We start from the raw sequence: 12,552 nt of genomic DNA on the forward strand, positions 1-12,552 counted from the left end.
AATGCGAGTTAGTTCATTACGCTCCATTATTAGCAACGCCTTTTATCATGAAGAACGGACACACTGCTTAGAGCGCCATTTAAAGTTTCATATTCAAACACTTCCTGAGCGTTTGAAAATAGAAAAAGACAATGAATTGGAATCCCTCAAGCATTTTGCCATGGAGTATATCCATCACGTTCCTGACTTCTTAGATGCACTAAAACAAGCAGCACAAAAAGCGGGCATTGAAAATCATGTTTTTCCTTTTTTGCGTATCGCAGAAGAGTATTTTATTTCACCGCCTAACTTACCCAACCATCATATTGGTTTAATGGCCATGATGGATGAGGCATATTTGGCCCATCGTTTATTTGAAGAATTAAACGATCGCTATATTAGCCGCGTTGGAATGCCGTTAATTCCTTGGGACATGACATTAGCAAATGTGGTTGCTCATCAACTTGTAGGGGAGACTCTCGCCAACGAGCTGGATAGCAAAGTATTACACACAGTAAACAAAATGATGCCTAACGAAACCAGCTATGAAAGCTCTGACTTTAAAAGTTTTATGAAAGAAGAGCAGGGAAATACAACTCCTATCTGGCAAGAGTGGCCTTGCTTAGGCAAAGCCGCGGGTATTGATTGGGCTTTAACATAAATTGTTTGATTCTTTTAAGGATATAAAAAAAGTGGCTTTTGCCACTTTTTTTATTATCACTCATCTACCTTTATCCGCTCATAAGTTGCAAACCTTGGTAAGCCTTTTTCGGTAAAGCCTTGGTGAGAGAATGTCACTCGGCTGCCAATTGGCGGTGGCTCTTTACGCTCTAACTCACTGAAACCACTACCAATTTTAAACATTTTTCCATTCGATAATTCGACCCAAATGGCACCCATCATATTTTCAAATTTACCTCGACCAGCTTGATACGCTATAACCCGAGCTTCACTATCGTATCGAGGTTTTAGTTTAAGTAAGTTATTACTTCGACCCGCTTCATACAAGCTGCGAACAGGGCGAAGCATTAAGCCTTCGCCGCCATTTTTAACCACACTTTCAAGGGCCTTGTTAATCGCTGCCAAGCTGCGTAGTTGAGTTTGTTCGACCCAGACAACATTAGGCCTAAGGCTGTCTTCTAATATGCTCTTTAAAGTCTTTTGACGTTGTTCAAACGGTGCTTTGTTATGGGGAAGATCAAATACTTGAAATTGGATTTCACGCCACTGCTTATCATTGGGGGTTTTATCTAAAACGGTTTGGGCAACCGTCTGATATTCACCACGACCTGCCCACAACTCACCATCTAATGGGGTTTGCGGTAATTGTTTGATAAACCAAGTAGGGGCGTGAATCGGATTACCATTGCGAGTGTACAACTGCTCGCCGCTCCAGTAACAGCGAATACCGTCGAGCTTTTCACTCACCCAATACGCTTCATGCTGCATACTGCTTTTAAATGTTTTAGCCAAAATTAGAGGGGTGATTGAATCTTTAGCGAGAAGTAAACTGGGGATCAGTAAACATAAAACTAAGCCAAGTATTATCAGTGCTTGCTGCATGGTTCATCCTGAACACATATGAAATGAGCGCACACTGTAGCAAATTCAGCCAAAAATCACATAAGAGGATGGTATGGATAATTGGACTTTTTTGTAACATTTTGCAAGTAATGTCGATTATTTAAACACTATCCAAATAATCATTCTTTAATTTCACATAATTGGCCGCCGTATATTTAAAGTAGCTCAACTCCTTGTCATTTAATTCACGTATCGCTTTAGCGGGACGGCCTACATATAGGTATCCACTTTTAAGCAGCTTTCCTGGTGGCACCAAACTACCAGCACCTATGACCACTTTATCTTCCACTACCGCGCCATCCATCACCATGGCTTGCATACCGATCAACACTTCACTGCCTATGGTGCAACCATGTAACATAGCCATATGCCCCACAGTGACATCATTGCCAAGGGTGAGGGGATAACCCCCTGGGTTATAATCACTGGCATGGGTGATGTGTAAAATTGAACCATCTTGAATGCTGCATCGATCACCAATTTTAATCCTATGCATATCCCCACGAATCACAGTATTGGGCCACACTGAAACGTCGTCGCCCAATTCCACATCACCTATGACCACTGCACTATCATCAACAAACACCTGCAAACCCAGTTTTGGCGTCATACCTTTAAAGCTTCTCAGCGCACCCATTGTCCCACCCTATAGCTGTCATCTGTTTTTATGCCCTTGAAAACCCTATCAAAAGCCCAACCTAGTCATCTATACTGACTTTAATTGTTAAAAGAAACAAAGAAGCATCATGACAGAAACTCTGAGCAACCCCCAAGCGTTACCTAACTTCAACGAAGTGGCCGTAGACCAAGTAGAAGCCATTATCACTCACCACATTGACAGCAGCCTTGAAGCCATTAAAAACTTAAGCCAGCAAACTAATCCCAACTGGCAGAATTTGGCTGAACCGCTTGAAGAGCTCTACGACACTTTAAATAAAGCATGGAGTCCTGTGGGCCATTTAAACAGCGTCATGAACAACGATGCTTTGCGTGATGCCTATAACGCCTGCTTACCAAAACTCTCGGCCTATTCAACCGAGATTGGACAAAACAAAAACTTACAATTGGCCTATCAAGCCATAAAAGACAGCGCTGAATTTAGCCAATTAGATCAAGCCCAACAAAAGTCGATTAATAACGCATTACGCGACTTTCATTTAGCTGGTGTGGATCTGGCCGAAGATAAAAAGAAACGCTACGGTGAAATTAAATCACGCCTAAGTGAGCTTTCCAGCAAATTCGGGGAAAACGTATTAGACGCCACCAACAAATGGCAAAAACTCATTACCGATAAAACCCTATTATCTGGAGTGCCCGATAGCGCCTTAGCGGGTTTTGAACAAAACGCTAAAGCCAGTGAGCAAACGGGTTATTTACTTACGTTAGATTTTCCATGCTACCTACCCGTATTAACCTACTGCGACAACGCCGAATTACGTGAAGAAATGTACACCGCCTTTGCTACACGCGCATCCGACCAAGGCCCCCATGCAGGTGAGTTTGATAACTCAACCAATATGGATGAAATCCTTAAACTACGCCACGAATTGGCCAGCTTGTTGGGTTTTGAAAGCTACGCCCACTATTCATTAGCGAGCAAGATGGCTGAATCCCCACAGCAAGTCATTCAATTCCTAGAAGACTTAGCCAAACAATCAAAAACCCAAGCTGAGCAAGAATTTGCCGAGCTAAAAGCCTTCGCCAAAGAACAAAGCGGCACAGACGAGCTAAACCCTTGGGATGTCACCTACTATGGCGAAAAGCTTAAACAGGCTCGTTATAGCGTCAGCCAAGAAGAAATCCGCCCATATCTGCCAGCACCCAAAGTACTATCAGGCTTATTTGAAGTGGCCAGCCGCTTATTTAATGTGTCCATTGAAGAAGTCACCACGGCCACAGTGGAAAATGGTGACTTATACCACCCAGACGTAAAACTATTCAACATCCATAAAGATGGCCGCTTAGTGGCCCAGTTCTACTTTGATTTATACGCCCGCGCGAAAAAACGCGGTGGAGCTTGGATGGACGGTTGTCGTGACCGCCGTACGCTAGCCAATGGTGAGCAACAAATTCCAGTGGCATATCTGGTGTGTAATTTCACCGCGCCTGTTGGCGATCAACCTGCCTTATTAACCCATAACGAGCTCACCACCTTATTCCATGAATTTGGCCATGGCATTCACCACATGCTCACCAAGGTAAACACCGCAGCGGTTAGTGGCATCAATGGCGTAGCTTGGGATGCCGTGGAGCTACCAAGTCAATTCCTAGAAAACTGGTGCTGGGAACCAGAAGCCTTAGCTTTTATAACTGGCCATGTAGAAACTGGTGAGCCATTACCAAAAGCATTGCTTGATAAAATGCTCGCCGCTAAGCACTTTCAAAGTGCCATGATGATGATGCGCCAGCTAGAATTCTCCCTGTTCGATTTCAAAATGCATTTGAACTACAACCCGCAAAATCCACAACCTATCCAAGATGTGATCAATGAAATACGCCAGCAAGTGGCCGTGATTAAAGCCCCCGAGTTTAATCGCTTCCAACACAGCTTTAGCCACATCTTTGCCGGAGGTTACGCCGCAGGGTATTACAGCTACAAATGGGCCGAAGTATTAAGTGCCGACGCTTACAGCCGCTTTGAAGAAGAAGGGGTATTTAACCCAGCCACAGGCCAAGCCTTTTTTAACGAGATTCTAAGCCGTGGTGGTGAAGACGATGCAGCCGTACTATTTAAAAACTTCCGTGGCCGAGAGCCAAGCGTGGAGCCATTATTAAGGCACTGTGGGATTAAAGCGGCTTAAAGCTATTGGAACTCTCTGTGGGAGGGCGCCAGTGTACCCCGCGTATGTAGAAGTCATTTGGGTATTGCGCGCGACGAAATAATCATTGCTTCCGTCGCGCGCAAGCGCCCTCCCACACTTATAATTTATGGTAAAATTCAGCCAATCGTCTTTAAATAGCTATCTGACGTAGCTAAGACAAGGCAAAAAGTTTCCGCGAGCCCGGAGTTTATAATTCATAAATGAGGAGATCGTGGAAACTTTTTAACGCAGTATTAGCAAGCTCAGGAAGCTAGGTGTATTTATGTTTAAAGCTCAAAAACGCTTCATAGCCGGGGCCGTCTGCCCAAAATGCTCAGAAATGGACAAACTGGTAAAATACCAAAATGAAGCAGGCCGTGATGTACGTGAATGTGTAGCCTGTGATTATCGTGATGTGATGAAAAGCGAAGAAGAAATGGCCACAGCCGCTGAGCTACAAACCCGCGTCACCCCTGAAGGCAAAGCCGTACGTGACGAAGGCGAACAAGCCATCAAGATATTTGATGCCATGCCGCCTTCTGGTACTAAGCATTAACGCACCCCAAAAGTGTTTATTTTTCAATCACTTGAAGCACAGTTATGCATTTGATATAGTTCGCCGCCCTATAAAACGTAAAAATGGATTTAAAAAATATGAAAATTTTAGCAATATTGTTCCTTGCTATCGGCCTATCTGGTTGTGCGAGTATTATTAGTGGTACATCTCAAGACATCACTTTTGATTCAAACCCACAAGGTGCAAAAGTTTACTTAGACGGTAAAATAATGGGCACTACACCATTTACATTTAGTGCTGCAAAAAACAAATACAGCAGTCTTCGTGTTGAAAAAGAAGGTTATGTATCAATCAATCGTACAGTTGGAAAATCTTTCGACCCTGTTGCTCTTATTAATATCTTCTGGGATTTAAGTACAACTGACGCACTTACTGGTGCAGTTTTCAAATACGACGAAAATAATTTCTTTTTTGACCTACAACCTAGAAATTAATGATGCGTTATTCCAGCAAAGCCCTTCTGGGCTTTGCTTTTATCTTTTCTTCTTTACCTTCCTTTGCTGACTACACTCCACCTAGAGAAACAGTTAAATTTATCTATCTTTTTCATAAACAGATCAATAAAGATATTGAATTACAACAATCTCTTTCAAATAAAATATCGCAAGAAACCAATTCAATAAACTGCATTACTCCAAATAAAATCGCCAAAATCTCATCTAACTATAAAACTCCTAGAACCTTTATTGACGCTTTAACCAGATACATAAACGATACGTGTGAAATTAATATACCCGCAAAAAATAATACTACTTATGAAATAGACATTGAAAAATACGACTTATATGTACTATTCAGCAGTGAATGGGGAAAAAACATAGAATCTAGCCTAGGCCATATTCGCCTAGCGTTTATGAAAAACAATGCATTTATGTTTGATCCTATTTTCACTTTCTCAGCCTACAATTTTTATTCTCCCGAGACCCAAACAGCAAGTTTATCTAATTATCTCGACGCTGCATTTAATAGTGTGGATGGAAAGTATTCTCAGTCTTACTTTTTTGATGCCTACTACGAAACTGTGATGAGTGAGTCTCGAGACATTCATCGATTCAAGGTGAATACAGCTATTGATATAACTGATTCTTACAAAGACCTATTATTTGCTACAAAAAAAACCACTGAATATAATTTTTTTACTAAAAACTGCTCTTCAGAATCATTAAGCTTTATTAATAGTAAAATAGGAGCTCCTAAGCCAATTGCCTCTTTCAGCCCCCCCTCAAAACAGCTAAGTGCACTGATTGATAATCGGACAATAAAGTATATAGATACATTTATTGCCAATACGTCGGATGGAAGTCTAAAAAACTCAAAAAACGAATTAGATGAAGTTATTTATGACAAATTATCAACCATTGATTTCTCATCAGAATCCGACTTGAAATTAACACTTTATCAGAGCCCTAGACCAAAACATGGTTATCTGAATTTTTTTAGTGAAACAAAAGCGTTTCAAATACACACAAACCTTAAGAACAAAGAAAATTCATTTACGTTAATGAGTAAGACCGTTATTGATTCTATTAGTCGTCAAGCCCCAAGCTTCATGTTTAATCTAGGGTATAGCAACAATTCACAGATTTATGTAGGCATAGGAGAGGTATTTCGCCAATACGGTTTTAGTTCAATGCTTGGATATTCTAGCGAATTAAAATGGAGTAGCTATAGTAGATTCCATGCAAGCTTTGAAAAATTTGATTTCACTTTCAATTATTCAAGCAACTTCAAAACTAGCAATGTTGTTAACAAAGTTGATTTTTATCCAACATCCAGCTTCTCTGTGTCATTTGAAACGGATTATTCTCATCAAAAACTGAACCTACATTATTATTTTTAATAATCCTCTCTGCACACTGCGCGCGTTCAAATAATTAAACTCAGAAGGCAAAGCCGTACGTGACGAAGGCGAACAAGCCATCAAGATATTTGATGCCATGCCGCCTTCTGGTACTAAGCATTAGTGTCTAACTAGTGGCCAATCTGAATTTACGCTTTGGTAACAATTAAACCCTTGTATAATGTAGTGCCGTTAACCAAAGCCATTTCTTTAATAATATTCATTTGAGTCTCGGCAAATACGCAACTAAATACATCGTTGGTATCACCAAATGACCACTGGCGAGTATCGCAGTTATCAATACTAGAAAGAATCACAACCGGATTACCCGTATTCACTTTAGGCAATTCTGTATTAATGGTTATCGTATATTGAGTAACGGATTCACCTGTTGGCAAAACGTTATTCTCACCGATTTGAAGAGTACCTTCATAATCCACAACATACGTTGCTTCACCACTACAATTGCTGTTTTCAAAATAGCGGTTAACCACTAAGACCTGATTCGATTCAAATTTAAAACTGGTCTGAGCTGATAGCTCAACTTCACCATTCAATGAATGACATGCCTGTTCTGACCATGCGCCTTTTAATAACTTACCGTTATCAGCATGTGAAATAGTTGAGCTTAGGAAAAATACTAATATCGCCAAGGTGCTAGTTATTGTTTTCATATTGAACCCTCCAATGAGACACAGTTCAAATATGGACTATTGGAGGTGTAACGTATGTGACATTTGTGTAACGTTGTGTGTAACCTATGTGACAAAGTAAAAGACATAATAAAAGGGCGAATGGATCGCCCTTTTGACTAGGTACTACTCAACCCTTTCAAAGTAAGTGTTACTGGGATTGGAGGACCCATCAGTAAGATATAGCCGACCCTCTTCAATAATCACTGGCATCAATAAATCTTCATCTAAATTATAAGACAATTCACCTGAACAATGGGTTACATCTTTCTTTAAACCTAAAGCCCAATCATCGTAACCACACACTTGGCTTAAGTTTAATACTGTCACAAGAAACTCATCAAAAAAACCTAAATAAGTTTCTTCCCCATGGAAATCAATATAATAGAATGCCTTGTCAGATTAAGGCTCTACTGTATAACTACCATGTAGCGATGACTCAATATCAGGGAATTCGCAAGATGAATCACTATAATTAATTTGGGAAATGATCGCTTTAGAAATTGAAAGCTCCATGGTCATTTTCGACGCTGAATTCCCCTGTTGAGGTGTGCAAGGTTGCTCCCACTGACCTAATAACTGCTCTTCAAAACGCGTTTCTGAGTCCGACCCTGATCCACAAGCGATGAGGCCAAACAGCATTGGGCTAATTAATATCCATTTATTCATTTAAAACTCCTTAATTATTGCGCATTAGCACTCGACCCAACTGTGCCATCACATCTTCTACGGTAATCAAATCCATAGCATCTTTATGATGCACACGTTCATGCCATCCGGCTTCAGCTGCGGGCTTGCCTAAATATTTCTCCACCGCCAGTGGATAAGCATCTACTGTATAGTTTGGGGCTTGATAGGGGCCAGACAACTCAGAACGTGCCACAGCATACAAGCCAATCACAGGGGTGTGCATGGCCACGGCAATGTGGGCGGGGCCGGTATCTGGGGCGATTAAGCAATCTACCTCACCTAGTAATGCGGCAATTTGCTTGTGTTTGGTTTGCCCAACTAAATTGTCTACAGGGTGTTTAGCCAAGCTCTGTATGGTTTTGGCTAATTGAATTTCGTTATCTGCAGGTCCACCTGTAAGCACCACTTGGCAGTGGTATTTTTCCACCGCTTGGTTGATTAGCTCGGCATAATGTTCAGCCTTCCAAGTACGTTCAGCTTTACTGGCGGCGGCGTTAATGGCGATGTACTTACCACCCTCTTGTTTAGGGGTTTGTCGCTGGGCAGCCGCCCATATTTGATCTTCTTCACTGGTATACAGGGACCACGTTAGCTCATCACTTTGCACACCAAGGTACTTAGCAAACCCCATGAAACCTTCCGCAAGGTGTTCATCGGCTGCTGGAATTTGCTCTTTTACAAACCACGCATGTAAGTCGCGAGCGCGGCCATTATCAAAGCCTATTTTGCGCTTGGCCTTGATAAACGGGTAAAGCAGGTTGGTGCGAAAACTGGCTTGCGCCGCAATGAGCACATCAAATTCATACTGCTTGAATAATTTGCGCAAACCTAAATAATCTTTAAAGGTTTTGGGCTTTTGTATGACCAAAAACTCAACCCCTTCAAGCCCTTCTAATAGTGGATAAGCCGCCGAACTGGTGATCCACGTGATTTTACAATCAGGCCATTGATTTTGTAGTGCGCGAATCATAGGAATGGCAAGTACCACATCCCCAAGGGCAGACAATCGAAAAAACGCTATATGTTTGGGTGGAAGCATGTTGGCCGTATCTATCATTATTCGCAGCGCAGTATAACCAAGGGCCACTATAAATCATACTCGATGGCATGTTGTGCCCAGCCCTGCCACTTAACTTATGCTGGCTGCGGTAACTTACCATTTACGAAAAACTGTTCAACTCGAAATTGCAGGCGATCAAACGAACCTGCCTCCCTAAACGAGACTATCTTGCCATCGGTTTCGCAATGATACGTCCCATGAATATTAGGCTTAGTATTTATAAACACTTTAGGTGTAAAAATGCCCACGCAACCCCCTTGATCAGGATCACGGGCCGATGCATAAAGAAACATATGAGCATAATCACGCATAACTGAACCTAACTGCTGTGAGCTTCTGTATTCAGTTGGGGATTGTAAATCACGGTGATACTCGTTGAATGCAGCCTTACGTAAATCAATGCCTTGTTGTGACTCAAACAAAGCTGAAAACAAAGTATGCTGAGATATCAACGGATTAGGGAAAGGCTCTTCAGGTGAGTGCCAATATACACAACGGTAAAAAGCTACCTCGGCTAATACTGTTTTTGCAGTTAATGCCCCATAAAAAATACCAAACTCAACCGTTCGGCCAAAACGAGAACCATAATGAAGCGGAGGGTACCGGAAGGGGCTTTTAAGCAAATAATGCATGCCTTCTGGCGTATCCACATGATAACGGGGCTTGCTCTGCTCTAAAATTTGCTCAAGAATATCTTGCTCTTCTAATGTATCAACATAGCTTCGTGTGGCTATTTGCTCTTGGTTTTCAACTAGTCTAAACACCTCGCCCTTAATGGTACTGATATTGTCTGATACTAATTGCTCTAAGGGCATTACACCTTGCCTCGAAAGGCATCTACAAAATTTAAAATACGCAATAAACCGTCTAAACGCTTAATCTCGGTTTTAGGGGTCGCTTGGAGAATCTGGTTATAAGTACTCATGAAGTGTTGAGTATTCTTGCTATCACCATTATTAAGGGCATGTAGGCCCCTTGCGATACGAATAACATAAGTGGCAATTTCCCACTCTTTTGAAGCCGTTTTAATGCCCGTCTCTTGCAAACGACTAATTTGAGATGGGTTCACCCCCACCACCTCAGCCAGCTCTTTCTTTTGTAACCCAAGGGCTTCACTGGCGCGAATAAGTGCTTTTGCCAATATGTGCTCTTGATCGTGATTAACTCTGGCTTGCATCGTTTAATCCGCCCAAAATAATTGCTATATACAATAATATAGCAATAAAATTACAAATAGCAATACAAGACCCGCTATACGGGTTACAACACACTAAAAACACATTCAACAACATAAACCTAGCGGTTGCCGCACATACTATAGGCAGATATGGTTACGTCCATTACTTCGAATCTCGCAAAGGACATGAAATGCAAAACCGACTCACCAACATGTTAATCAGTTTCACCATTTTAATATCAACACATAGCGTCGGCGCATTTGAGCTCACCCCAGAACAAGTAAACGGGATTTATCAACTGGCGCAACCTGAACGCAGTGCCGCAGGACAAACCCAAAAGCTGCAAATAGAGTATGGCCAACATAACGGCCAAACCGTACTCGTCGCCGCCAGTTGCCCCAAGTGCCCAGTAGCAGGGTATCGCTTACTTGAAACCGAAACCAAAGAGCTGGGGCGCCCTGTATTTTTTAATTCATCGGGGATTTACGTCATAGCCTATGACAGCAATACCTTTATCTCAGTTATGGCCGATGGGCAGCTGGGTAAAAAGATTTGGGAGAAACTGGTATATGCCAATGTGTACAGTAAACAAGGCACACCAACCATTGATCTTGAAGCAGGCAAGCAGTTTGTCATTAACGAATCTAAACGCTTAATGACAGGGGAAGGCATTGCCCAAACAAAAGTCACCGGCGGTAACGGCACTTATTACGCCGCCGCAAAACACGGCATTGGCTCACAACAATACGATGAAATGGAAGTACTGATTTACCCACAACAGAAACTAGTACTTAACGGATTAAATTGCCGTAACTGCACCAGCGACACCTACCTTTATCAAACGGAACTGAGCGACGCCATTGGCAAACCGGTATATGAGTTAGGCCACATGGGGCGCTTTATCATCGAGCAAGACACAGGCATTCTTTGGTGGACCAACGCCAACCTTGGCAAACAACCGTGGGGCAAAAACTCGCACTTTAATGTCTTAGCCCAAGACAAAACCTTTGCCCGTAAACTCACTATAGACAAGGCCCTGCAAAGCCAAATCGACAGCGCCTTCAACCAATACGCACAACAAACCAAAGCCGCTGTGGATGCTCGCCACAAACGGGAAGATCAGCAACGCACTGCCAACAACCAGTTACCTAAAAAAGGCTTAACCGATCAAGCATTAGAACAAGACGCCTTCACTGCGGCACAACGCTGGGCCAATCAATACGCGTGGAAAGAAACTTTAAAGTACACCTACATCACAGGTAACGATTGGAGCATCCTGCGCCACCCAATTACCGGTATCCAAACTGGCCGTCGTATTAACGGCGTGGTCACCATGGAACGCAGCGACGGTTTATGCAGCTATCAACACGCGGTGTTCGAACAAGACTTTAATGGCACGGATTATCAGAAAACCAAAATGGTGGGGGTTGTGGTTGGGCAGAATAAGTTGGATTGTGGGAAGTTGTGATGCAAGAATTGTATGAATTTTTACAGGTAAGTCTATGTATGCTTGGTTTTGGCTATTGGGCTTTCTGGCATCTAAAAAAAGTCAAACAAGCAAAGAAACTTTATAACCAATTAGATGAAAACCAAAAGAAATCATCATTTGTTCTATCCAGTGGCATTCAAGCATACGGATCGCCAATAACGAAACCTCTTTGGGTATTTTTGATATCTATATTTGGGATACTTATATTTGGTATTTTGAAGAAAGAAAGTTATTTTTGAATGTTCGACTCATAGACTGGAAAAGTGAAGAACGAGCACCTTCCAACACATCAATCATCACTAACCAAAAAATAAATGTAACCTATCAAATAAAGAATAATAGCAATTAATGAACCAATTAATATCGGCCATACTTTTCTCCCCAATATTCCAGAATCTTCAGGCATAAAAAAACTTATCTGGCCAACAAGTCCAACAACAGTGATCATTCCAATAGCAACTAGAAATACCACGCCAACTACGAGAAACCAATTTCGATGATAGATCAAAGTACCCAATAACGCTATACATTGAAGTACTATTAAGAATAGAGATTCTAGAATCCAATACATCTGAAACACTGCACAATTCCCGGAACGTTAAAAAAATGAAAAACGAACGCCTCCAACACTTCAATCGTCGGATGACGCTGCGTTTATGCCG

15 protein-coding genes are annotated in these 12,552 nt (G+C 41.9%); 7 read left to right on the top strand and 8 right to left on the bottom strand.

Going from position 1 to position 12,552, the window contains the following annotated elements:
* Nucleotide 1 precedes the first annotated feature (1 nt).
* On the top strand, nt 2–640 hold the full coding sequence (locus ABWV45_RS15035) for a hypothetical protein (protein WP_353352543.1): 639 nt from the start codon (nt 2–4) through the stop codon (nt 638–640).
* A gap of 56 nt (nt 641–696) precedes the next feature.
* Here ABWV45_RS15035 and ABWV45_RS15040 read toward each other — a convergent pair whose 3' ends face one another.
* Together ABWV45_RS15040 and ABWV45_RS15045 are read right to left on the bottom strand one after the other, a co-directional pair.
* On the bottom strand, nt 697–1,542 hold the full coding sequence (locus tag ABWV45_RS15040) for a DNA ligase (protein ID WP_353352544.1): 846 nt from the start codon (nt 1,540–1,542) through the stop codon (nt 697–699).
* Between the two features lie 121 nt (nt 1,543–1,663).
* Nucleotides 1,664–2,200, bottom strand: a complete 537-nt coding sequence (locus ABWV45_RS15045) for a gamma carbonic anhydrase family protein (protein WP_353352545.1) — start codon at nt 2,198–2,200, stop codon at nt 1,664–1,666.
* Nucleotides 2,201–2,309: 109 nt separating this feature from the next.
* Here ABWV45_RS15045 and prlC point away from each other — a divergent pair, with 109 nt between their 5' ends.
* From prlC to ABWV45_RS15065, 4 genes are all read left to right on the top strand, one after another.
* Entirely contained in the window at nt 2,310–4,364 is a 2,055-nt protein-coding gene (gene prlC, locus ABWV45_RS15050) for an oligopeptidase A (protein WP_353352546.1), read from the top strand.
* Nucleotides 4,365–4,647: 283 nt separating this feature from the next.
* Entirely contained in the window at nt 4,648–4,920 is a 273-nt protein-coding gene (locus tag ABWV45_RS15055; protein WP_353352547.1) for a YheV family putative zinc ribbon protein, read from the top strand.
* Nucleotides 4,921–5,018: 98 nt separating this feature from the next.
* Nucleotides 5,019–5,375, top strand: a complete 357-nt coding sequence (locus ABWV45_RS15060) for a PEGA domain-containing protein (RefSeq protein ID WP_353352548.1) — start codon at nt 5,019–5,021, stop codon at nt 5,373–5,375.
* Nucleotides 5,375–6,781, top strand: a complete 1,407-nt coding sequence (locus ABWV45_RS15065) for a lipoprotein N-acyltransferase Lnb domain-containing protein (RefSeq protein WP_353352549.1) — start codon at nt 5,375–5,377, stop codon at nt 6,779–6,781. Before ABWV45_RS15060 ends, ABWV45_RS15065 begins: the two co-directional genes overlap by 1 nt.
* Nucleotides 6,782–6,930: 149 nt before the next feature.
* Here ABWV45_RS15065 and ABWV45_RS15070 read toward each other — a convergent pair whose 3' ends face one another.
* The 6 genes from ABWV45_RS15070 to ABWV45_RS15095 form a co-directional block, all read right to left on the bottom strand.
* The gene (locus ABWV45_RS15070) at nt 6,931–7,455 is read right to left on the bottom strand and encodes a hypothetical protein (protein WP_353352550.1); all 525 of its coding nucleotides are present in this window, start codon (nt 7,453–7,455) and stop codon (nt 6,931–6,933) included.
* Between the two features lie 144 nt (nt 7,456–7,599).
* Nucleotides 7,600–7,803 carry a hypothetical protein gene (locus ABWV45_RS15075; protein ID WP_353352551.1) on the bottom strand — a complete coding sequence of 68 codons (204 nt, stop codon included), beginning with the start codon at nt 7,801–7,803 and terminating at the stop codon, nt 7,600–7,602.
* Nucleotides 7,804–7,875: 72 nt separating this feature from the next.
* Nucleotides 7,876–8,142, bottom strand: a complete 267-nt coding sequence (locus ABWV45_RS15080) for a hypothetical protein (RefSeq protein WP_353352552.1) — start codon at nt 8,140–8,142, stop codon at nt 7,876–7,878.
* A 10-nt stretch (nt 8,143–8,152) separates the two neighbouring features.
* Nucleotides 8,153–9,220: a glycosyltransferase family 9 protein gene (locus ABWV45_RS15085; protein ID WP_353352553.1), complete on the bottom strand. Its 1,068-nt coding sequence runs from the start codon at nt 9,218–9,220 to the stop codon at nt 8,153–8,155.
* Nucleotides 9,221–9,297: 77 nt separating this feature from the next.
* Entirely contained in the window at nt 9,298–10,038 is a 741-nt protein-coding gene (locus ABWV45_RS15090; protein WP_353352554.1) for an RES family NAD+ phosphorylase, read from the bottom strand.
* Nucleotides 10,038–10,400 carry an antitoxin Xre-like helix-turn-helix domain-containing protein gene (locus tag ABWV45_RS15095; protein ID WP_353352555.1) on the bottom strand — a complete coding sequence of 121 codons (363 nt, stop codon included), beginning with the start codon at nt 10,398–10,400 and terminating at the stop codon, nt 10,038–10,040. The genes ABWV45_RS15090 and ABWV45_RS15095 overlap by 1 nt, the downstream gene beginning before the upstream one ends.
* Nucleotides 10,401–10,591: 191 nt before the next feature.
* On the opposite strand from ABWV45_RS15095, the gene ABWV45_RS15100 reads away from it, so the two are divergent.
* A complete protein-coding gene (locus tag ABWV45_RS15100) occupies nt 10,592–11,869 on the top strand; it encodes a hypothetical protein (protein ID WP_353352556.1) in 1,278 nt (425 codons plus the stop codon).
* Complete coding sequence (locus ABWV45_RS15105; RefSeq protein WP_353352557.1) at nt 11,869–12,129, top strand: hypothetical protein; 261 nt, start codon at nt 11,869–11,871, stop codon at nt 12,127–12,129. Before ABWV45_RS15100 ends, ABWV45_RS15105 begins: the two co-directional genes overlap by 1 nt.
* The last annotated feature ends 423 nt before the right edge of the window (nt 12,130–12,552 follow it).

Source organism: Oceaniserpentilla sp. 4NH20-0058, assembly GCF_040371755.1.
Lineage (GTDB): Bacteria > Pseudomonadota > Gammaproteobacteria > Pseudomonadales > Oceanobacteraceae > Bermanella.

Bases quoted from the DNA above. Each gene is read 5' to 3' on its own strand.
- ABWV45_RS15045 (WP_353352545.1), bottom strand. From the start codon at position 2,200: ATGGGTGCGCTGAGAAGCTTTAAAGGTATGACGCCAAAACTGGGTTTG.
- ABWV45_RS15055 (WP_353352547.1), top strand. From the start codon at position 4,648: ATGTTTAAAGCTCAAAAACGCTTCATAGCCGGGGCCGTCTGCCCAAAA.
- ABWV45_RS15080 (WP_353352552.1), bottom strand. From the start codon at position 8,142: ATGAATAAATGGATATTAATTAGCCCAATGCTGTTTGGCCTCATCGCT.
- ABWV45_RS15060 (WP_353352548.1), top strand. From the start codon at position 5,019: ATGAAAATTTTAGCAATATTGTTCCTTGCTATCGGCCTATCTGGTTGT.
- ABWV45_RS15095 (WP_353352555.1), bottom strand. From the start codon at position 10,400: ATGCAAGCCAGAGTTAATCACGATCAAGAGCACATATTGGCAAAAGCA.
- ABWV45_RS15065 (WP_353352549.1), top strand. From the start codon at position 5,375: ATGATGCGTTATTCCAGCAAAGCCCTTCTGGGCTTTGCTTTTATCTTT.
- ABWV45_RS15085 (WP_353352553.1), bottom strand. From the start codon at position 9,220: ATGATAGATACGGCCAACATGCTTCCACCCAAACATATAGCGTTTTTT.
- prlC (WP_353352546.1), top strand. From the start codon at position 2,310: ATGACAGAAACTCTGAGCAACCCCCAAGCGTTACCTAACTTCAACGAA.
- ABWV45_RS15090 (WP_353352554.1), bottom strand. From the start codon at position 10,038: ATGCCCTTAGAGCAATTAGTATCAGACAATATCAGTACCATTAAGGGC.
- ABWV45_RS15105 (WP_353352557.1), top strand. From the start codon at position 11,869: ATGCAAGAATTGTATGAATTTTTACAGGTAAGTCTATGTATGCTTGGT.
- ABWV45_RS15070 (WP_353352550.1), bottom strand. From the start codon at position 7,455: ATGAAAACAATAACTAGCACCTTGGCGATATTAGTATTTTTCCTAAGC.
- ABWV45_RS15100 (WP_353352556.1), top strand. From the start codon at position 10,592: ATGCAAAACCGACTCACCAACATGTTAATCAGTTTCACCATTTTAATA.
- ABWV45_RS15035 (WP_353352543.1), top strand. From the start codon at position 2: ATGCGAGTTAGTTCATTACGCTCCATTATTAGCAACGCCTTTTATCAT.
- ABWV45_RS15040 (WP_353352544.1), bottom strand. From the start codon at position 1,542: ATGCAGCAAGCACTGATAATACTTGGCTTAGTTTTATGTTTACTGATC.